General features: G+C 54.3%; 21 protein-coding genes. 14 read left to right on the top strand and 7 right to left on the bottom strand.

Going from position 1 to position 19,349, the window contains the following annotated elements; all coding sequences use genetic code 11:
• Positions 1-204 precede the first annotated feature (204 nt).
• The 5 genes from ppiA to C1N64_RS01400 all read left to right on the top strand — a co-directional run bounded on the left by ppiA (position 205) and on the right by C1N64_RS01400 (position 3,661).
• A complete protein-coding gene (ppiA, locus tag C1N64_RS01420) occupies positions 205-777 on the top strand; it encodes a peptidylprolyl isomerase A (protein ID WP_033741562.1) in 573 nt (190 codons plus the stop codon).
• 78 nt (positions 778-855) lie between these two features.
• Entirely contained in the window at positions 856-1,026 is a 171-nt protein-coding gene (locus C1N64_RS01415; RefSeq protein ID WP_006120991.1) for a YhfG family protein, read from the top strand.
• Positions 1,016-1,615: a putative adenosine monophosphate-protein transferase Fic gene (locus C1N64_RS01410; protein ID WP_367143588.1), complete on the top strand. Its 600-nt coding sequence runs from the start codon at positions 1,016-1,018 to the stop codon at positions 1,613-1,615. Before C1N64_RS01415 ends, C1N64_RS01410 begins: the two co-directional genes overlap by 11 nt.
• A gap of 161 nt (positions 1,616-1,776) precedes the next feature.
• Positions 1,777-2,352 carry an aminodeoxychorismate synthase component II gene (locus C1N64_RS01405; protein WP_006122311.1) on the top strand — a complete coding sequence of 192 codons (576 nt, stop codon included), beginning with the start codon at positions 1,777-1,779 and terminating at the stop codon, positions 2,350-2,352.
• 88 nt (positions 2,353-2,440) lie between these two features.
• Positions 2,441-3,661: a bifunctional acetylornithine/succinyldiaminopimelate transaminase gene (locus tag C1N64_RS01400; protein ID WP_033741559.1), complete on the top strand. Its 1,221-nt coding sequence runs from the start codon at positions 2,441-2,443 to the stop codon at positions 3,659-3,661.
• 1 nt (position 3,662) lies between these two features.
• Here the strand turns inward: C1N64_RS01400 and C1N64_RS01395 are convergent, their stop codons facing one another.
• Both C1N64_RS01395 and crp read right to left on the bottom strand, forming a co-directional pair.
• Positions 3,663-5,738, bottom strand: a complete 2,076-nt coding sequence (locus C1N64_RS01395; protein WP_033741557.1) for a YccS/YhfK family putative transporter — start codon at positions 5,736-5,738, stop codon at positions 3,663-3,665.
• A 58-nt stretch (positions 5,739-5,796) separates the two neighbouring features.
• Entirely contained in the window at positions 5,797-6,429 is a 633-nt protein-coding gene (gene crp, locus C1N64_RS01390; protein ID WP_000242758.1) for a cAMP-activated global transcriptional regulator CRP, read from the bottom strand.
• A 302-nt stretch (positions 6,430-6,731) separates the two neighbouring features.
• On the opposite strand from crp, the gene C1N64_RS01385 reads away from it, so the two are divergent.
• Positions 6,732-7,136 (top strand): OsmC family protein, encoded by a 405-nt coding sequence (locus C1N64_RS01385; protein WP_033741554.1) that lies wholly within the window; start codon positions 6,732-6,734, stop codon positions 7,134-7,136.
• Positions 7,137-7,165: 29 nt separating this feature from the next.
• Here C1N64_RS01385 and C1N64_RS01380 read toward each other — a convergent pair whose 3' ends face one another.
• From C1N64_RS01380 to C1N64_RS01370, 3 genes are all read right to left on the bottom strand, one after another.
• The gene (locus tag C1N64_RS01380) at positions 7,166-8,035 is read right to left on the bottom strand and encodes a phosphoribulokinase (protein ID WP_058701414.1); all 870 of its coding nucleotides are present in this window, start codon (positions 8,033-8,035) and stop codon (positions 7,166-7,168) included.
• A gap of 61 nt (positions 8,036-8,096) precedes the next feature.
• Positions 8,097-8,315, bottom strand: coding sequence for a YheU family protein (locus C1N64_RS01375; protein ID WP_006120556.1), 219 nt, complete (start codon positions 8,313-8,315; stop codon positions 8,097-8,099).
• 4 nt (positions 8,316-8,319) lie between these two features.
• Entirely contained in the window at positions 8,320-9,336 is a 1,017-nt protein-coding gene (locus tag C1N64_RS01370; RefSeq protein ID WP_006120557.1) for a hydrolase, read from the bottom strand.
• Between the two features lie 52 nt (positions 9,337-9,388).
• Between C1N64_RS01370 and C1N64_RS01365 the strand changes: the two genes are divergently transcribed.
• A complete protein-coding gene (locus tag C1N64_RS01365; RefSeq protein WP_033741549.1) occupies positions 9,389-9,991 on the top strand; it encodes a LysE family translocator in 603 nt (200 codons plus the stop codon).
• 2 nt (positions 9,992-9,993) lie between these two features.
• Here C1N64_RS01365 and C1N64_RS01360 read toward each other — a convergent pair whose 3' ends face one another.
• Positions 9,994-10,974 (bottom strand): LacI family DNA-binding transcriptional regulator, encoded by a 981-nt coding sequence (locus tag C1N64_RS01360; protein WP_006120559.1) that lies wholly within the window; start codon positions 10,972-10,974, stop codon positions 9,994-9,996.
• A gap of 235 nt (positions 10,975-11,209) precedes the next feature.
• On the opposite strand from C1N64_RS01360, the gene tauA reads away from it, so the two are divergent.
• Genes tauA through tauD form a run of 4 tightly spaced genes read left to right on the top strand, consistent with a single transcriptional unit; the run spans position 11,210 to position 14,628 of the window.
• A complete protein-coding gene (gene tauA, locus C1N64_RS01355) occupies positions 11,210-12,187 on the top strand; it encodes a taurine ABC transporter substrate-binding protein (protein ID WP_262959563.1) in 978 nt (325 codons plus the stop codon).
• Positions 12,188-12,197: 10 nt separating this feature from the next.
• Entirely contained in the window at positions 12,198-12,965 is a 768-nt protein-coding gene (gene tauB, locus C1N64_RS01350) for a taurine ABC transporter ATP-binding subunit (RefSeq protein WP_033741545.1), read from the top strand.
• A complete protein-coding gene (gene tauC, locus C1N64_RS01345) occupies positions 12,962-13,792 on the top strand; it encodes a taurine ABC transporter permease TauC (protein WP_367143590.1) in 831 nt (276 codons plus the stop codon). The genes tauB and tauC overlap by 4 nt, the downstream gene beginning before the upstream one ends.
• On the top strand, positions 13,789-14,628 hold the full coding sequence (gene tauD / locus C1N64_RS01340) for a taurine dioxygenase (protein WP_054632982.1): 840 nt from the start codon (positions 13,789-13,791) through the stop codon (positions 14,626-14,628). The genes tauC and tauD overlap by 4 nt, the downstream gene beginning before the upstream one ends.
• A gap of 53 nt (positions 14,629-14,681) precedes the next feature.
• Here the strand turns inward: tauD and C1N64_RS01335 are convergent, their stop codons facing one another.
• Positions 14,682-16,586, bottom strand: a complete 1,905-nt coding sequence (locus C1N64_RS01335; protein WP_006120564.1) for an ABC transporter ATP-binding protein — start codon at positions 16,584-16,586, stop codon at positions 14,682-14,684.
• 111 nt (positions 16,587-16,697) lie between these two features.
• On the opposite strand from C1N64_RS01335, the gene kefG reads away from it, so the two are divergent.
• From kefG to C1N64_RS01320, 3 genes are read left to right on the top strand one after another with little or no spacing between them, the layout of a single operon-like run.
• The gene (kefG, locus tag C1N64_RS01330; protein WP_006120565.1) at positions 16,698-17,249 is read left to right on the top strand and encodes a glutathione-regulated potassium-efflux system ancillary protein KefG; all 552 of its coding nucleotides are present in this window, start codon (positions 16,698-16,700) and stop codon (positions 17,247-17,249) included.
• Positions 17,250-19,055, top strand: coding sequence for a glutathione-regulated potassium-efflux system protein KefB (kefB, locus tag C1N64_RS01325; protein ID WP_006120566.1), 1,806 nt, complete (start codon positions 17,250-17,252; stop codon positions 19,053-19,055).
• 23 nt (positions 19,056-19,078) lie between these two features.
• Positions 19,079-19,273 (top strand): YheV family putative zinc ribbon protein, encoded by a 195-nt coding sequence (locus C1N64_RS01320; protein WP_006120567.1) that lies wholly within the window; start codon positions 19,079-19,081, stop codon positions 19,271-19,273.
• The last annotated feature ends 76 nt before the right edge of the window (positions 19,274-19,349 follow it).

Here is a 19,349-nt window from a genome sequence, read left to right as displayed (position 1 = left end):
CCGTGATCTTAATAAACTAAGAGTGAAAACTGTTGTCATTCATTTCATCAATACTGTGATTTTAGTCACGAAGCGGAAGCAATCTTTTTCAGGCGTTTTTGGGTGCGTTTAGCGTAAATATAGGTAAAACGCTGGCTCTTGTATTACATGCTCTTTACAATCAATATCGTTTTTGAGCTAGCTCTCCAAAGTAAGGAATTACTCATGTTTAAACGTACTTTGACAGCGGCAGTTGCCCTGTTAGCGCTCTCTTCTGTTTCTGCCTCAGCTTTAGCGGCCAAAGGTGATACGCATGTCCTGCTGACCACTTCTGCCGGTAACATCGAACTCGAACTGAATAATCAAAAAGCACCGATCTCCGTTAAAAACTTCGTTGATTACGTTAACAGTGGTTTTTACAACAACACGATTTTTCACCGCGTTATCCCGGGTTTTATGATTCAGGGCGGTGGCTTTACCAATGAAATGCAGCAAAAACAAACCAATGCGCCGATCAAAAATGAAGCGGATAATGGTCTGCGCAACCTGCGCGGCACCATCTCCATGGCGCGCACCTCCGACAAAGACAGCGCCACCAGCCAGTTCTTTCTGAACGTCGCTGACAACGCCTTTCTGGATCATGGTCAGCGCGATTTTGGCTACGCCGTCTTTGGTAAGATCGTGAAGGGCCAGGACGTCGTGGACAAAATCTCTCAGGTGCCAACCAAAGATGTCGGGCCTTACCAGAATGTTCCCGTCAAGCCGGTGGTCATTTTGTCGGCAAAAGTCCTGCCCTGATTGTCTTGATTGCCATCCCGTTTCCGGCAAAGGGAAAATTTGCTCTTATACTTAGGGCAAACCTGAGCAGGAGGCGGTATGGCAAATACACTTACAGACAAACAGAAGGCAGCGCTCTGGCGACAGCGGCGGAATGCCAGCTATCGGGCAAGCTGTCGGCTTGAAGGCTTTACCCTGACGGAACCGGAGGTTAAGGGTGAAGAGGCGGAAGCCCGTCTGGCCTCTTTAAGGAGGCAATATGGCTGCTAATACTGCCGTCACGCAGGATCCCTACCTGTGGCAAAACGACACGGTCCTCAAAAACCGTCTCGATATTCATGATGAGGCGCAGTTACGAAAAGCGGAACTGAGCTTTAGCGCCGCCCGGCTTGCCACGCTTGAACTGGGCCCACCCAAAATCGGCCTGCCTTACCTGTGTCACATTCACCGTACGCTGTTTCAGGATGTCTACAGTTGGGCTGGCGAACTCCGCACGCTGGACATCTGGCGCGACGAAACCCCTTTTTGTCACTTCGAATATATCGAAAAAGAGGGTAATGCACTCATGGCCGCGCTAGAAGAAGAGAACGGCCTGGCCGATCTGCCTTTAGCTGAGTTTGCGAAACGCGTTGCCTGGTATTATTGCGAAATCAATATGCTTCATCCTTTTCGCGAAGGTAACGGCCGGGCGCAGCGTATTTTCTTTGAGCAACTGGCCCTGCATGCAGGTTACCTGCTGGAATGGGAAAAACTGAATCCGGAAGAGTGGGTCAGCGCCAGTCAGGCCGGTTCGGCAGGGGATTTACAACCGCTGGAAGACGTCTTTGCCAGCATCGTCAGCGAAGCGCACCCTGTCTGAACCCCGTTCCCGCCAGGGAGGCGAGCGCGTCTCCCTGCGCCTGATAGTCTGTTTTCCTCACATCACACTCACGTCACACCGCATGATAAGATACGGCTCTGGTCCTCATTCCGGATGCCGGGCCTTGTACGTATCCTTCTGATCTGCCTGAAATCATAACCATGCTGCTGCTTATTGATAATTACGATTCTTTCACCTGGAACCTGTACCAGTATTTTTGCCAACTGGGCGCGAACGTTCAGGTGGTAAGAAATGATGCCATCACTCTGGATGAAATGACGGCGTTGCCGTTAACCCACCTGGTGATTTCACCCGGCCCCTGTACGCCCGATCAGAGCGGGATCTCATTACAGGCCATTCGCCACTTCGCCGGTCGCCTGCCGGTGCTGGGCGTTTGTCTGGGGCATCAGGCCATCGCCCAGGTGTTTGGTGCGCAGGTCGTGCGTGCGCGCGAAGTCATGCACGGTAAGACGTCTGCTGTTCAGCATAACGGCTGTGGTGTATTTCGCGGTCTGAATCAACCGCTGACCGTAACGCGTTATCACTCGCTGATTGTGAAAGCCGATACGCTGCCTGATGAATTTGACGTCACCGCATGGAGTTTACGTGACGGTCAGCCCGACGAAATTATGGGCATCCGTCATAAAACGCTGGCACTGGAAGGCGTGCAGTTTCATCCTGAAAGTATCCTCAGCGAACAGGGACATCAACTGCTCGCTAATTTCCTGCAACAGTAAAGTTGTGTTTGCCTTTAAGTGATTTTTTATGCATATTTCATGATTATTATTTCATCACGAATCAACTCATCAGTTTGCGAGGTTGTCAATGGCAGCGGAAAACATTGCGGTAACACGGGAAACGTTCGATCAGGTTATTTTGCCTGTTTATGCACCTGCGCAGTTTGTACCGGTAAAAGGCAAAGGAAGCCGGGTGTGGGATCAGCAGGGTAAAGAGTATATCGACTTCTCGGGTGGGATTGCCGTCACCGCGCTGGGCCATTGTCACCCGGCGCTGATTGAAACCCTGAAGAAACAGGGCGAAACCCTGTGGCACACCAGCAATGTGTTCACCAATGAACCGGCTTTGCGCCTGGCCAGCAAACTGATTAACGCCACCTTCGCGGACAGAGTGTTTTTTGCCAACTCCGGCGCAGAAGCCAACGAGGCCGCGTTTAAGCTGGCGCGTTATTATGCCTGTAAACGTCATAGCCCGTTTAAAAGCAAAATTATTGCCTTCCATAATGCCTTTCATGGCCGGACGCTGTTTACGGTCACGGTAGGCGGCCAGCCAAAATATTCCGACGGTTTTGGCCCGAAACCCGCTGACATTGTGCATGTGCCATTCAACGATTTGGCGGCAGTGAAAGCCGTTATCGACGACCACACCTGTGCGATTGTCGTTGAGCCCATTCAGGGTGAAGGTGGCGTCATGCCGGCCACGCCAGAATTTATGCAGGGGCTGCGTGAGCTCTGCGATAAACATCAGGCGTTGCTGGTGCTGGATGAAGTTCAGAGCGGTATGGGGCGCAGCGGTAAGCTGTTTGCTTATGAGCACTACGGCGTCACGCCAGACATTCTGACTTCGGCGAAAGCGCTGGGCGGTGGTTTTCCTGTCAGCGCGATGCTGACCACCGAGGAGGTGGCGTCAACGATGGCTCCTGGCGTACATGGCACCACCTATGGTGGCAATCCGCTGGCCTGTGCGATTGCTGAAACCGCGCTGGATCTGATCAATACGCCAGACGTGCTGAACGGCGTGGAATCCCGTCGCCAGCAGTTTGTCGAGGCACTCAAGGCGATTGATGCCCGTTACGATCTGTTTAGCGATATTCGCGGCAAAGGCTTACTGGTAGGCGCGGCCCTGAAGCCGCAACATGCCGGAAAATCACGCGATATCCTAAATGCCGCCGCGGCTGAAGGCGTTATGGTGCTGGTGGCTGGTACGGATGTGATGCGTTTTGCCCCTTCACTGATTATTGAACCCGCCGATATTGAAGAAGGCATGGCGCGCTTTGCCAAAGCGGTCGGGAAAGTCCTGGCTGCCTGAGTTATTTTCGACCCAGACTACGAATCAGCCAGCGACCATGATGCGGTCGCTGGTTCCACGCCAGCGATGAGATCGTGTGCATCACCTTAAGATGATCCAGAATGCGCCTGATGTGCTGCTCCAGTACTGTGACCGGTCCCTCGTTGATATCTTCAATTCCCTGTAACAGATCGGTTTGCGAACTTTCGCCGTCATATTCAAGCCGCTGCTGGCAACGCTGCAGCGCAATTTCACACCATTGCAGATAGTGCTCCGCCAGCGTAGGCGGCAGCATGGTATGTTCGCGTGCCAGAATCGTCATGGCGTTGATGTGCTCAACGATAAACTGGCTGTGCGTGACCCATAAACGCATATCCTGTAAATAGCGTGCGTTAAACCCCGGCTCCTGCATCGCCTGATTTAGTGAGTTAAAGACTGCATTGTGGGCCTGATTAACGTTAACGCGCTGATAGGCGAGTACCTCGGGAGACTGTTCCGGACCAAGCAACATGCGTAACGCGTCCTGGAAAGCCTCAAGCACATCATGTGCGTTTTGTCGTAGCAGGGCACTTTGCCATTGCGGCCAAAGCCATAACGTTCCGCCAAACGCAATCAGGCAGCCCATCAGGGTATCCAGCAGGCGCGGCAGTAAGAATTGTGCGCCGTTAAGTGACAGAAGTTGCAGGGTATATACTGCGGTGACCGTGAATCCCACCATCGACCAGCCGTAAAACTGGCGGGTAAAGCGATAGCTGATAAAGGTAATCACCAGCATGATGCTCAACACCAGCGGTTCAGGGACATCCAGCCGCAGCGAGGCTGCCGCAATCACCAGCCCGGCAAAGGTGCCCAGCGCACGGTGCTGAATACGCACCCGTGTGGCGCTGTAGTTACTCTGGCTGACAAACATAATGGTCATCAGAATCCAGTAGGGTTTGGGAATCGAAAAGAACAGCGCCAGCCCGCTACCCAGCATCAGCATCACAGAAAAACGTCCGGCCGTGCGCAGGGCAGATGAGCGCAGCGAGAGATAGCTTCTGAGTGCGGGCAGAAGCGGTAAACGGCGCTGGCGATCCGCCATCAAATCACGCTGATAAAGGGGCTTTTGTGTACGCAGTACCCGTGCGATGCGGCTGAAGTGATAAAGGCAAAAATTTCCTACCGGATTGTCCGGGTGCTGACGGGCGATTTTTTCCAGTGCCCCCAGCTGCTTGTCCATATCAAAGCGACTGGACAGTTGGTGGTACAGGATGTTGTCTGCCAGCTCACGTAAACGGGCGGAAATGGTTTTCGCATTCCAGCGAATCACGGCCTCTGCATGGCTTTGTTCTACCAGTTTTTGCACTTCTTCTGGCTGATGCAGGCTGACAGAAATGTGTTCCTGTAAATCCAGTGCGACCTGAAAAGCGCGGGTCAGTCGCTTATGACTGTGATCGCGGCTGGCGGACAGCATATGCATCTGCTGATAACAGGTGTTGATGAGGTCGATTGCTTTTTGCTGCCGCGCCAGCAACGGTGGTAGCGCCTTCTCCGGATCGGTAAGTTGCGTCAGCAAGGTGTACTTGGCGTCACAATAGTTCGCCAGTTCGCGGTAAATCAGACTCAGGCTTTCACGCATTGGCTGCTCTTTCCACAGCCAAAACCAGAACCAGTTAAACAGGCCATACCACAGCGTACCGCCGATGTAGAGCAGGGGCGGTACGTAAATGGGCATGCGGCCAATCAGGCTGGTGGTAAATATCGCTGCGATCAGTGTGGCAGGGAGTAACCGTGCGTGCAGTGGGCTGATTTCACCTGTCACGCCCAGCAGCAAAGGCAGGGCGAAAAGAATAAGCGGTAAGGGCACGTCTTTAAACAGAAGCCACTGCATCAGTAAGCTACCCAGGGCAAACAGGCTGCCGCCGACAATCAGGCGTTTAAAGAAACGTTTGTGGGGCGTATCCAGACCGGCAATATTGCAGCAGGCAGGCACCAATGAGAATAGCAATCCTTTTTGCAGATCGCCAAACAGCCAGCCGAGCGCGACGGGGAGACACAACACCAGTGTCTGGCGCAGGGCATAGTTAACTTCAGGGTGATAAATTATTCTTCGCCACATCGGCTCAACGCAAATAATTCACGGCATAACGTTGCCATTATGCCGTGAAGAATAAAGCTTAGCGCGTGCCGTAAACAACAATTGTTTTGCCGTGTGCGGAGATCAGATTCTGGTCTTCCAGCATCTTCAAAATACGTCCCACGGTTTCACGTGAACATCCCACGATTTGGCCAATTTCCTGACGCGTAATTTTGATTTGCATGCCGTCAGGATGCGTCATGGCATCCGGCTGTTTCGCCAGGTTGAGCAACGTCTGCGCAATGCGACCGGTGACATCAAGGAACGCGAGGTTGCCCACTTTTTCCGATGTGACCTGCAGACGGCGCGCCATTTGCGAGGAGAGGCGCATGAGGATGTCCGGATTCACCTGAATCAGCTGACGGAATTTTTTGTAGGAAATCTCTGCCACTTCGCACGCGGTTTTCGCACGTACCCAGGCGCTGCGCTCCTGACCTTCTTCGAACAGGCCAAGCTCACCAATAAAGTCGCCCTGATTCAGATAGGACAGAATCATCTCCTTGCCTTCTTCATCCTTAATCAGTACCGCAACGGAACCTTTAACGATGTAGTAAAGCGTTTCCGCCTTTTCACCTTGATGAATGAGCGTACTTTTGGATGGATACTTGTGAATATGGCAATGGGACAGGAACCATTCAAGTGTAGGGTCTGTTTGCGGTTTGCCGAGAACCATTCGCTATTATCCTCTGTTGTAATCGTGCCCAAAATACAGGGCTCTGTTTCCCTGCCAGGCGATGTAAGCGTTAAGCGTCTTTCCATTCAGGAAATTATTCGGGCTGCATTCGGCGCAGTGCGCATCATTCTTCCCGGCTTCGTCTTCGGATGACGAAAAATATTTTCAGCTCTGTTTGTAGCACAGCTTACGTCGACTGTCTTGTGTTGTCTCGCTTCAGCAAGATGGCGTTTTCTCTGGATTGCTGTTTCCCAGGCAAAAGCGTACGCTGAGCCAAAACAGGGTATTCTGAGGTCAAAATTATGCAGGCACGCGTCAAATGGGTTGAAGGGTTAACATTCCTGGGGGAATCATCGTCCGGCCATCAGGTACTGATGGATGGCAATTCTGGCGATAAAGCGCCGAGCCCTATGGAGATGGTGCTGATGGCGGCAGGGGGATGCAGCGCCATTGACGTTGTGTCAATTTTGCAAAAAGGCCGCAACGATGTGGTTGATTGCGAAGTGAAACTATCGTCTGAACGTCGGGAAGAAGCCCCCCGCATCTTTACCCATATCAATCTGCATTTTATCGTCAGCGGCAACGCACTTTCGGATAAAGCCGTGGCACGCGCTGTCGATCTGTCCGCGGAAAAATATTGCTCTGTCGCCATCATGTTAGGCAAAGGCGTCAACATTACCCACAGCTACGAAGTGATTGCGCTGTAATCTCACAGAGGCCAGGCTGGCCTCTGTGGTTATTCAATCCGTTTCCCTTCCATGAGCCGTTTTACTAACGGCGCCATAATTAACTCCATCGCCAGTCCCATTTTGCCGCCGGGTACCACCAACGTGTTGATATTGGAAATAAACGATCCCTGCAGCATGGCCAGCAGATAGGGAAAATCAATGTCTTCCAGCCCCTGAAAGTGGATAACCACAAAGCTTTCATCCAGCGAAGGGATGGTGCGCGCGGCAAAGGGATTAGAGGTATCCACCGTGGGGACGCGCTGAAAGTTAATATGGGTTCGTGAAAACTGCGGCGTAATGAAATTGATGTAATCTTCCATGGAACGCACTACCGAATCCATCACCGCTTCGCGTGAATGGCCACGCTCGCTGGTATCGCGCACCAGTTTCTGAATCCACTCCAGGTTGACGATGGGCACGACGCCGACCAGCAAATCGACTTTTTCCGCCACATTGTGTTGTGCAGTCACCACGCCGCCGTGCAAGCCTTCATAAAACAGCACATCCGTATCCGGAGGTAACGGTTGCCAGGGCGTGAAGGTGCCGGGAACCTGGTTCCAGGGAACGGCTTCATCATAGGTGTGCAGATACTTACGCGACTGGCCCTTACCGTGTTCGCCGTATTCGACGAACGTTTGCTCCAGCAGGCCAAAATCATTCGCCTCCGGGCCAAAGTAGCTGATATGTCGCCCCAGATCGCGCGCTTTTCGGATAGCCATGTCCATTTCGGGGCGGGTAAAGCGGTGAAAACTGTCCCCTTCCAGTTCGGCAGCGTGCAAACCGAGTTGCTGAAAAATTTTACGGAACGCCAGACTGGTGGTGGTGGTTCCCGCACCGCTGGAGCCCGTTACCGCGATAATCGGATGGCGTGCAGACATAGTTGAAGTCCCTGTGACGTCGGGCGATGAGCATTGTTAGCACGATTTTCCGTTCGTTGCATCAGCCACGAAACTCGCTTTTGCGCATGATGTTGACCGACTCGTGCAGTTCCGACCATACCAGAACGACCTCGCCGTGCTCCAGCTGACGACGCACATCGGCGACTTTTTCCGTCAGGCTGAGCTCCTGCTCGCCGTAATCCGTGCCTTCACGCAAAACAAACGCTTCGATAAGATTTTCAAGGGTTTCGGGGGAAACCTGTTCCCAGGGAATAATCACAGAATCAGTTATCCAGATAAGAGGAAATCCACTGTGGCACGCGCTGCTCCAGCCACAACCGAGGCTGACGCAGGGTGCCACTGACGAAACCAACATGCCCACCCTGCTGTGTCAGCTGATAGGTAATAGTGGCAGATAATTGCGCAGGCTGCGGGATCACCTCATCGCTCATGAACGGGTCATCTTTTGCATGGATGATGAGCAGCGGTTTTGTCACGAACTTAAGTCGCGGCATAGCGCTGGCGCGACGGTAATAATCCGTGGCGTCGGCAAAACCATGCGCCCGGGCCGTGATCGCGTCGTCAAAGTCCCGCAGACGGCGCAGGGCGTTAAGCTGAATGAGGTTCACCGGCAACGTGTCGGGCCAGGCCCGCAGTTTACGCTGGGCATTCTTTTTTAACTGGCTTAACAGGTAACGCTGATAAACCTGTGAAAAGCCGCGCTCCAGTCGGGCGCTGCAGGGTTCCAGCATCAGGGGCGCAGACACAATCACGCCCGCGTCGATCAGGGCTTCATCACCTTGCTGGCCTAACAGGCAACCGAGCATATTCCCGCCCAGCGAGAAGCCGACAGCAGTTGTGGGTACCCGGCCCCAGCGCGTCGTCAGCCAGTGCAGGAAAAAACGCGCATCCTCGGTTTCACCGGAGTGGTATATCCGGTTCAGACGGTTCGGCTCACCGCTGCAGCCGCGAAAGTGCATTACTACCGCCAGCCAGCCACGCTGTTTGCACTGCAGCATCAGGCCATGAATATAGGGACTGTGGAAACTTCCTTCCAGGCCATGAAACAGCACCACGCGCGGTTTATGCCGGGCAAACTGAGGATCTTCACTCCAGGCCAAATCAACAAAGTCACCGTCAGGTAAATCCAGCCGCTGCCAGTGTGGCGTTAACCTTTTCGTCCGCCGTATCAACCGCGGCAGAATGGTTTGCAGGTGCGGGTTGCCCAGACCGGGCAGGGGAATGAACGCCGCGTCGTCAGGGCCCGAAAATTTCATGTTGTAAAGGCTTGTCTGTTCCATATCACACTGTTAGCTTCGATAAGTTTTCACTAAGGGAGGAGAACCCGGGTTAATGGAACTCAGTCTGTTTTTATCATTATTAGGCTTTCTTTGGGTCGCGGCGATTACACCCGGACCTAATAATATGTTACTCACCGCCTCGGGGGCCAATTTTGGTTTTTTGCGCACCCTCCCGTTGATGATCGGCATTATGATCGGCATGCAGCTAATGCTGCTGCTGGTAGCGTTTGGCGTGGGTGGATTGATACTGCTTTATCCCTCCCTGCATCTCATCCTGAAAATTGCCGGTAGCCTTTACCTGCTGTGGCTGGCCTGGAAGATTGCCACCGCAGCCTATGAGAAACTGGAAACCGATGCGGCGCCTGTCGCACCTATGCCGTTCTGGCAGGGAGGCTTATTACAACTGATCAACCCCAAAGCCTGGCTCATGGCGCTGGGTGCCGTCGCCAGTTTTAGTCTGGCCGGTGCGGGCTATCGCCATTCTGTCCTGTTAATCAGTCTTGGCATGGTTATGGTCAATCTGGTTGCAGGCGTTATCTGGATGGGCTTTGGTGCGATGATCGGCCGTATTTTACGTAGTCCCCGCGCCTGGAAACGCTTTAACCTGAGCATGGGGCTGTTAACGGCGGCCTGCGTATTGCTGATCTGGCACTGAGCTTAGCTGGATGCGCGCTCCAGGCGCGTCCAGGGCAACACTTCGCGAACAACCGGCGCGTGCGGCTGGCGAATTTTTTTCAGCAACAGCTGCACGCTGCGCGCGCCCAGTTGATACATGGGCTGTTCGATGGTGGTTAACGGTGGATTCAGGCTGCTGGTAAAGGGAATGCCGTCAAACCCCACGACGGCAAGGTCTTCCGGGACACGCAGGCCCGCCTCCAGCGCTGCATGCACCACGCCAACCGCCAGCACATCAGACACGGCAAATACCGCATCCGGCGGCTCCGCTAAACGCAACAATTCCTGCAATGCCCGACTGCCTTCTTCGCAGGTAATGCCTTCGGTATAGACGACATTCGTCCAGTCTGACCCCGATTGCGCAACGCCTTCTCGATAGCCTTGTTCGCGATATTGAGAATAGAGATAACGCATATCGCCATTCACCAGTGCAATGCGCTTACGGCCCCGGCCGGCCAGATAATGGACGGTATCACGTGCGGCGTCCAGATGATCGATGGAGACGGACGAGGCCGCAATCTCGGGATCAAACTCACAACACTGAATCCAGGGCGCATCACCGATAATATCGATCAGGCTTTGCAGCCCGGCGGCGGCATCCATCGTAATCACGCCGTCCACCACCTTGCCGGTCAGTAAGGTCAGGTAGGCCGACTCACGTTTAAACTGTGAGGCCGAATTGCACAGCAGAATATGGTAGCCGTGCATTTCTGCTTCAGCTTCGATGCCCTGAACAACTCGGGAGCAAAATGGGTTCGTGATATCGGAGATCAGGACCAGCAGCATATGACTCTGCGAGGTTCGCAACTGACGCGCCAGCAGGTTTGGCTGATAGCCGCTTGTGGCAATGGCATCCAGCACTTTCTGTCGCGTATCTGCTTTTACCCCAGGATGCGCGTTAAGCACGCGGGATACCGTGGCTTTAGACACGCCAGCTAACAGGGCAACTTTGTCGATCGACATCGAACTCGCAAGCCTCACCGGGGAGCAAATAATAGCGCATATCAATAGCACAACCAGGATGTGAGCGCCTGACAAATTTATGGCTTTTTGTCTGAAATTTAATTTGCGTATAACGGCAATCTATTGCAGATGATGATCTAAGAATTTCTTTCTATTAGGGATAACTTTTAATTCCTTTATGAAATTACTTCTGCCAGCAACACTGCCCACATCATAAAAATGATGGGGAAAAATCATGCAAAAAGGGCGACTCACGATTCTGGCGGCGGTCCTGTCAGTGCTGGCGTTTCAGGCCAACGCGGTCAACGTAACGGTGGCTTATCAGACCTCCGCTGAACCCGCTAAGGTGGCGCAGGCGGATAATACGTTTGCCAAAGAGAGCGGTGCGACGGTCGAATGGCGCAAATTCGATAGCGGATCAGGCGTGCTTCGTGCGCTGGCATCAGGCGATGTCCAGATTGGCAATATTGGTTCCAGCCCACTGGCCGTTGCGGCAACGCAGCAGCTCCCCATCGAAGCCTTTTTACTGGCTTCTCAGTTAGGCAATTCTGAAGCGCTGGTCGTGAAGAAAACAATCACCCGTCCCCAGGACCTGATCGGCAAGCGGATCGCCGTGCCCTTTATTTCGACCACCCATTACAGCTTGTTAGCGGCATTAAAACACTGGGGGATTAAGCCGTCTCAGGTTCAACTGGTCAATCTGCAACCGCCTGCGATTGTGGCGGCCTGGCAACGCGGGGACATTGACGGTGCTTACGTTTGGGCACCTGCGGTGAATGAACTGGAGAAAGATGGCACCGTTTTAACGGATTCGTCGCAGGTCGGGCGCTGGGGCGCACCGACACTTGATGTCTGGGTGGTACGCAAAGACTTCGCGCAGCAGCATCCGGATATCGTGACCGCCTTTGCCCGTAGCGCTATTGAGGCGCAGAAAGCCTACCTGGACCATCCCGAACACTGGCTTAAACAGCCTGATAACCTCAGTAAACTTTCGCGCTTAAGCGGCGTGCCCGAGCAACAAATTCCTGGACTGGTTAAGGGCAACACCTATCTGACCGCCGCCCAGCAGGTGGCGCAACTGCAGCAGCCGGTGAACAAAGCCATCGTGGACACGGCGCAATTCCTGAAAGAACAGGGCAAGGTGCCGCAGGCCGGTAATGATTACAGCGCCTTTGTCACGAGTCGTTTTGTTGCGCCCCTGGTCAAGCCCTGAGGACATCGTCATGTTGCGAATAGCCCATCTGAACGCGAGCTATGGCGGACAGCCGGTATTACAGGACATCTCACTGCGCGTGGAGGATAACGCGCTGGTCGTTGTGCTGGGACCGTCAGGCTGTGGCAAAACCACGTTGCTGAATCTGATCGCCGGGTTTTTACCGGTCGAGTCCGGCAGTATTTCTCTGGACGGCAAGGCAATTCAGGGGCCAGGCGCCGATCGCGGCGTGGTGTTTCAGCATGAAGGCCTGCTGCCCTGGCGGAATGTGCTGGATAACGTCGCTTTCGGATTACAGATTGCCGGTATGGCGCGCCAGCCGCGTGAAGCCCTTGCACGGCAGATGATAAAAAATGTTGGGCTGGAAGGCGCTGAAAAGCGGCATATCTGGCAGTTATCTGGCGGACAGCGTCAACGCGTTGGCATCGCCCGCGCGCTGGCTGCCGATCCCCGCCTGTTACTGCTCGATGAACCGTTTGGCGCACTTGATGCGTTTACCCGTGAACAAATGCAGACCTTGCTGTTAAGGCTGTGGCAGGACAGCGGTAAACAGATCCTGCTGATTACGCATGACATTGAAGAAGCCATTTTTCTGGCGAGCGAGCTGGTGCTGCTCTCTCCGGGGCCCGGTCGGGTACAGGAAACGCTGACGCTGAATTTTGGCCAGCGTTTCGTGGACGGCGAACCCTGCCGCAGCATCAAGTCTGATCCCGATTTCATCGCCCAACGGGAATATGTGCTGAACCGGGTATTTGCACAACGGGAGGCATTTGCATGAGTGCGATCATTAACGATGTGCCGACCCGCGCCCGGCGTCGTCGCCTGCGCTGGCCTTTCTCCCTGACGGCCACGCTGAGCACAGTGAGCCTGATTGTGCTGTTGTTCATCTGGTGGAGCGTGACCACACTGGGGCTCATTGCGCCGCTGTTTCTGCCGTCGCCGCAGCAGGTGCTGAGTAAGTTACTGAGCGTTGCCGGTCCGCAGGGGTTTATGGATGCGACGTTATGGCAGCACCTGTCAGCCAGCCTGACGCGCATGCTGATCGCGCTCAGCGCGGCGGCATTAACAGGCATTCCGGTGGGCATTGCGATGGGCGTCAGCCCGGTTTTACGTGCCCTGATCGATCCCCTGATTGAGCTCTATCGGCCCGTGCCGCCGCTGGCGTATTTACCGTTGATGGTCATTTGGTTCGGTATTGGTGAAACATCGAAAATACTGCTGATCACGCTGGCGATTTTCGCCCCGATAGTGCTGTCGACTGTGGCCGGTGTTCGCAACGCACAGCAGGTTCGTCTGCGCGCCGCGGCATCGCTGGGGGCGAATCGCTGGCAACGGCTGCGCTGGGTCATCCTGCCGGGTGCCTTGCCAGAAATACTGACCGGCTTACGCATTGGATTAGGTGTGGGCTGGTCAACGCTGGTGGCCGCCGAGCTCATTGCTGCCACGCGTGGGCTGGGCTTTATGGTGCAGTCGGCAGGGGAATTTCTGGCAACGGATGTGGTGCTGGCAGGGATCGCGGTGATTGCCATTGTGGCATGTAGTTTAGAACTGGGTCTGCGTGCGCTACAGCGCCGTCTGACGCCCTGGAACGGAGAGCAAAAATGAACGAAAAGTTAGCGATTACGCCTCTGGGCCCCTTTATCGGCGCGCAGGTCGGCAACCTTGATGTCTCGCGTCCACTCAGTGACGCGCAGTTTGAGCAGCTCTACCATGCCCTACTGCGTTATCAGGTACTGTTTTTACGTGACCAGGCGATCACGCCCGAGCAGCATCGTGCGCTGGCCATTCGCTTTGGCGATCTTCATATCCATCCGGTTTATCCGCATGCGCCGGGCGTGGAAGAGATCATTGTCCTGGATACGCATCAGGATAATCCTCCGGATAATGATAACTGGCACACCGATGTGACGTTCATTCAGACGCCTCCGGCTGTGGCGCTGCTGGCGTCCAAAGTCTTGCCGGAGGCGGGTGGGGATACGTTATGGACCAGCGGTATTGCCGCATATGAGGCGCTGTCTGCTCCCTTCAAAACCTTGCTGTCTGAACTCTATGCGGAGCACGATTTTACAAAGTCGTTTCCGGAATATAAACACCGTAAGACAGAAGAAGAGCACCAGCGCTGGCGGCAGGCTGCGGCGAAAAACCCACCTGTGCAGCATCCTGTTATCCGGACGCATCCGGTTAGTGGGAAAAAAGCGCTGTTCGTCAATGAGGGTTTTACAACCCGAATTCTGACGCTGAGTCAGAAAGAGAGCGATGCATTACTGGGCTTTTTGTTTGCGCATAGCACGAAACCGGAGTTTCAGGTGCGCTGGCGCTGGCAGCCTAATGACCTGGCGATTTGGGACAATCGCGTCACTCAGCACTACGCCAATGCCGATTACTATCCGGCCCGAAGAGTGATGCAGCGCGCCACGGTATTAGGCGATAAGCCTTACTGAACCGTACCGCGAGTACACCGGTACGGTTGTGACGAAAGGTGATGCCGCCTCTGTCAGGAGGCGAGCATCGCTTCCAGTTTTTCCTGCGCGTCCAGCCAGGCCATTTCCACCTCTTCCAGCGCCGATTTACTCTCAGCCTGTTTTTGCAGGGCAGCCGTTAAATCAGCCTTGCGGCTGTGTTCGTAGAGCGCGCTGTCTGCCAGCAGGTGTTCGGCGTCGGCCAGTTGGGCTTGCCACTTCGCCATCTGTTTTTCTAACTTCTCGATTTCTTTGCGCAAGGGCTGGGTCTGCGTTCGCAGCTCGGCTTCACGACGCTTTTGATCCTTGCGGGCCTGAGCACTGTTACCATTGTCCTGTTTAGGCGCGGCCTCATTTTGCGTTTGCTGTTTTTGCAGGTCGCTCAGCCACTGCTGATAATCTTCCAGATCGCCCGGGAACACATCAACGCTGCCATCATGCACCAGATAGAGGTCATCGGTGGTGGCACGTAACAGATGGCGATCGTGCGATACGACAACCAGTGCGCCTTCGAAATCAATCAACGCCTCAGTTAATGCCTGACGCATGTCCAAATCGAGGTGGTTGGTGGGTTCGTCCAGTAAAAGCAGGTTGGGGCGCTGCCAGACAATCAGCGCCAGCACCAGCCGCGCTTTTTCGCCGCCTGAGAAGCGTTCGGTTACCTCTGTGACTTTATCGCCCTGGAAGCCAAAGCCGCCCAGATAATCCCGTAACTGCTGCTCGAGCACTTTCGGCGCAAGCCGTGAAAGATGTTGTAAAGGCGACTCATCGGCGCGCAGGTATTCCAGCTGATGCTGAGCGAAGTAACCCAGCTTGATCCCTTTCGCCAGGCCAATTTCGCCCGCTTTGGCGGCGAGTTCGCCCGCCAGCAGCTTAATCAGCGTTGACTTGCCGGCACCGTTGCGACCCAGCAGGCCAATGCGCGATCCCGGCACCAGGTTAAGTTTAATGGCGTTCAGAATAATGCGATCGCCATAGCCCGCGGTGACTTTATCCATTTTCAGCAGCGGATTCGGCAGGCTTTCGGGTGCGCGGAAGCTGAAGCTAAACGGATTATCCACATGGGCTGGCGCAATCAGCTCCATCCGTTCCAGCATCTTAATACGGCTTTGCGCCTGTTTGGCTTTGGTGGCCTGTGCACGGAAACGATCGATATATTTTTGCAGGTGCGCCACTTTTTCCTGCTGACTCTGGTATAACGCCTGCTGCTGGGCCAGTTTCGCGCCGCGCTGGCGTTCGAAGGAACTGTAGTTACCGGTGTACTCGGTCATCGTCTGCTGTTCGATGTGGATAATTTTGTCCACCACCGGATCGAGAAAATCGCGATCGTGCGAGATCAGAATCAGCGTGCCCTCATAGCTTTTTAGCCAGCGTTCCAGCCAGATCACGGCGTCCAGATCGAGGTGGTTCGTCGGTTCATCGAGTAACAACAGGTCCGATCGACACAGCAGTGCCTGGGCCAGGTTAAGACGCATGCGCCAGCCCCCCGAAAAATCACTGACCGGGCGCTGAAGCTGTTCCTGACTGAATCCGAGCCCGTGCAGCAGGCTTGAGGCGCGCGACTGAATCGTCCAGGCCTGAATGGTATCGAGCTTACCGTGAATCAGGGCGATGGCATTTCCGTCATTTCTGATGTTGGCCTCTGCCAGTTCTGCTTCAAGATGGCGGTATTCACGGTCGCCATCGATGACATAGTCAAGGGCGGCCTGGCTGAGGGCAGGCGTTTCCTGATTCACCCAGGCAAGCGACCAGTTACCGGGAAAGGTAAACGATCCCGCATCGCTGGTGATCTCACCTTTCAGTAACGACAGCAGGGTGGATTTTCCACAGCCGTTTTTACCCACCAGCCCGACTTTTTGGCCGGGATTGATGGTGGCGGTAGCGTTGTCGAGCAGGACGCGAACACCGCGGCGAATTTGTAGGGCAGAAAAGACAATCATAAGCGCCGTATCGTCAGAATATGTTAATTTACGTGCAACATAATTGGGTTTTTGTTGCGTTGTGCATGGTAGCGGAAATCCGCACCAATGACGACGCTTTGGAGGGAAAGGATGTCGCAGCCACCTAAGATTTTGCTGCTTTTTGCTCATCCGGAAGCGCAGGATTCCATCGCAAATCGTATTTTGCTGGACGCGGCCAGGCCCCTTGAGCATGTTACTGTTCATGACCTCTATGCCGCCTATCCGGATTTTTTTATCGATATCCACCATGAGCAACAGCTACTGCGTGAGCATGATGTGATTATTTTTCAACATCCTCTCTATACCTACAGCTGCCCGGCGTTACTTAAAGAGTGGTTAGATCGCGTGTTGTCCCGGGGTTTTGCCAACGGCATAGACGGAAACGCATTAGAAGGAAAGTACTGGCGCAGTATCGTCACAACCGGCGAACCTGAAACGGCCTTTCAGCAGCACGGACTGAACCGCTATTCCATGAATGACATTTTGCGACCTTTTGAGCTGACCGCACAGATGTGCCGTATGCACTGGATGTCGCCGATGATTATTTACTGGGCGCGCCGTCAGCAACCTGATTTACTCAAAAAATATGCCCGTGCCTATAGCGACTGGCTGGCAGCACCGCTGCCGAATGGAGGGTTATAAATGGAAGGACAAACGCTGCTGACCGCAGGAGTTATCTATCTCTTTGCGGCGGTGCTGATTGTACCGGTAGCGGCTCGCCTGGGGATTGGCGCAGTATTGGGGTACTTACTGGCCGGTATTGCCATTGGTCCGTGGGGACTGGGATTTATTAGTGACGTCGACGAGATTCTGCACTTTTCTGAACTGGGCGTTGTCTTTCTGATGTTTATCATCGGGTTGGAACTGAACCCGGCAAAGTTGTGGGCGCTGCGCCGTTCTATCTTTGGTATCGGTGCCGCGCAGGTGATTTTCTCCGCCGCCATTCTTGGCGCATTGCTGTGGTTGACAAACTTTGACTGGCGCGCGGCGGTAATCGGCGGGATCGGTCTGGCCATGTCATCAACGGCGATGGCCTTGCAGCTGATGCGGGACAAGGGTATGAACCGCAGCGAAGCGGGCCAGCTAGGGTTTTCGGTGCTGCTGTTTCAGGATCTGGCTGTTATTCCGGCGTTGGCACTGATTCCGCTTCTGGCCGGGAATGACAGCGGCAGCGTCGACTGGATGAAAGTGGGCATGAAGGTCCTGGCATTTGCCGGCATGCTCGTCGGGGGCCGCTATTTACTGCGCCCCATTTTTCGCTACATCGCGGCCTCAGGCGTGCGTGAAGTGTTTACCGCCGCCTCGCTGCTGCTGGTATTGGGCTCCGCGTTGTTTATGGATGCGCTGGGGTTATCCATGGCGTTAGGCACCTTTATCGCCGGGATTCTGCTGGCGGAAAGTGAATACCGTCATGAGCTGGAAGTGGCGATCGAGCCGTTCAAAGGCTTACTGCTGGGGCTGTTTTTTATCTCGGTGGGCATGGCGCTGAACCTCGGGGTGCTTTATACCCACATTATCGCCATTTTACTGGGCGTACTGACGCTGGTGTCGGTCAAGTTACTGGTGCTGTATGTGCTGGCTCGAATCTATGGCTTACGCAGCTCTGAACGTCAGCAGTTTGCCGGCGTGTTGAGTCAGGGCGGCGAGTTTGCTTTTGTACTGTTCTCGGCGGCCTCGTCAGCCAGACTGTTCTCGGGCGACCAACTGCCGCTGCTGCTGGTTACCGTGACGCTGTCCATGATGACCACGCCGCTGCTTATGCAGGCAATTGATCGGCTGTTGGCGCGTCGCTTTAATGAAAGCGATGAAGACACTGAAAAACCCTTCGTTGAGGACGATCAGCCGCAGGTCATTGTGGTGGGCTTCGGACGTTTTGGTCAGGTAGTGGGCCGTTTGCTGATGGCAAACAATAAGCGCATCACCGTACTGGAGCGTGATATTAGTGCGGTCAACCTGATGCGCAAGTACGGCTACAAGGTTTACTATGGTGATGCAACGGAGCTGGAACTGCTGCGAGCGGCGGGTGCGGCTGATGCGCAGTCAATCGTCATTACCTGCAGCAATCCGGAAGATGCGATGACGATTGTGCATCTCTGCCAGCAACATTTTCCGCATTTGCAGATTATGGCGCGTGCCCGTGGTCGTGTGGAAGCCCACGAACTGCTGCAGGCGGGCGTGACGCAGTTCTCACGCGAAACTTTTTCCAGTGCGCTGGAACTGGGGCGTAAAACGCTTATGTCGCTGGGAATGCATCCTCATCAGGCTCATCGGGCACAGCAACACTTCCGCCGGCTGGATATGCGCATGTTGCGGGAGCTGATGCCTGTCCACTCTGATATGGCGCAGATTTCCCGTGTCCGCGAGGCGCGACGTGAACTGGAAGACATTTTTCAGCGTGAAATGCAGCATGAACGACGTCAGTTCCATGACTGGGATGACGATCAGTAATCAAAAGACACAGGTAGAACAGCATGCGTAAACGCTTTATTGCTGGTGCGGTATGTCCGCATTGTCAGGAAAAAGACACGCTGGCCATGTGGCGTGAAAACAATGTCGATGTCGTCGAGTGTGTGAAGTGCGGCCATCAAATGCGGGAAGCCGATAAACAGGCACGCGATCAGGTTCGCAGTAACGAGCAAGTGATCGGAATTTTCCATCCCGAGTAGCGAAATGGCCCAGCTTTTTTTAAGCTTAAGCACACAGCGGGATTGAATTCCGTTACAATTGACGCCATTAACGCTG

This window comes from Pantoea sp. SGAir0215, assembly GCF_043543215.1.
Note: the sequence above shows the minus strand (reverse complement) of the source record. Positions and strands in the feature narration are given on the sequence as shown.

Coding starts and splice junctions, on each gene's coding strand:
- C1N64_RS01405 (WP_006122311.1), top strand. CDS start 1,777: ATGCTGCTGCTTATTGATAATTACGATTCTTTCACCTGGAACCTGTAC.
- C1N64_RS01320 (WP_006120567.1), top strand. CDS start 19,079: ATGCGTAAACGCTTTATTGCTGGTGCGGTATGTCCGCATTGTCAGGAA.
- kefB (WP_006120566.1), top strand. CDS start 17,250: ATGGAAGGACAAACGCTGCTGACCGCAGGAGTTATCTATCTCTTTGCG.
- C1N64_RS01360 (WP_006120559.1), bottom strand. CDS start 10,974: ATGTCGATCGACAAAGTTGCCCTGTTAGCTGGCGTGTCTAAAGCCACG.
- ppiA (WP_033741562.1), top strand. CDS start 205: ATGTTTAAACGTACTTTGACAGCGGCAGTTGCCCTGTTAGCGCTCTCT.
- tauB (WP_033741545.1), top strand. CDS start 12,198: ATGTTGCGAATAGCCCATCTGAACGCGAGCTATGGCGGACAGCCGGTA.
- C1N64_RS01415 (WP_006120991.1), top strand. CDS start 856: ATGGCAAATACACTTACAGACAAACAGAAGGCAGCGCTCTGGCGACAG.
- C1N64_RS01370 (WP_006120557.1), bottom strand. CDS start 9,336: ATGGAACAGACAAGCCTTTACAACATGAAATTTTCGGGCCCTGACGAC.
- C1N64_RS01400 (WP_033741559.1), top strand. CDS start 2,441: ATGGCAGCGGAAAACATTGCGGTAACACGGGAAACGTTCGATCAGGTT.
- crp (WP_000242758.1), bottom strand. CDS start 6,429: ATGGTTCTCGGCAAACCGCAAACAGACCCTACACTTGAATGGTTCCTG.
- C1N64_RS01385 (WP_033741554.1), top strand. CDS start 6,732: ATGCAGGCACGCGTCAAATGGGTTGAAGGGTTAACATTCCTGGGGGAA.
- tauD (WP_054632982.1), top strand. CDS start 13,789: ATGAACGAAAAGTTAGCGATTACGCCTCTGGGCCCCTTTATCGGCGCG.
- C1N64_RS01365 (WP_033741549.1), top strand. CDS start 9,389: ATGGAACTCAGTCTGTTTTTATCATTATTAGGCTTTCTTTGGGTCGCG.
- tauA (WP_262959563.1), top strand. CDS start 11,210: ATGCAAAAAGGGCGACTCACGATTCTGGCGGCGGTCCTGTCAGTGCTG.
- kefG (WP_006120565.1), top strand. CDS start 16,698: ATGTCGCAGCCACCTAAGATTTTGCTGCTTTTTGCTCATCCGGAAGCG.
- C1N64_RS01335 (WP_006120564.1), bottom strand. CDS start 16,586: ATGATTGTCTTTTCTGCCCTACAAATTCGCCGCGGTGTTCGCGTCCTG.
- C1N64_RS01380 (WP_058701414.1), bottom strand. CDS start 8,035: ATGTCTGCACGCCATCCGATTATCGCGGTAACGGGCTCCAGCGGTGCG.
- C1N64_RS01395 (WP_033741557.1), bottom strand. CDS start 5,738: ATGTGGCGAAGAATAATTTATCACCCTGAAGTTAACTATGCCCTGCGC.
- C1N64_RS01410 (WP_367143588.1), top strand. CDS start 1,016: ATGGCTGCTAATACTGCCGTCACGCAGGATCCCTACCTGTGGCAAAAC.
- tauC (WP_367143590.1), top strand. CDS start 12,962: ATGAGTGCGATCATTAACGATGTGCCGACCCGCGCCCGGCGTCGTCGC.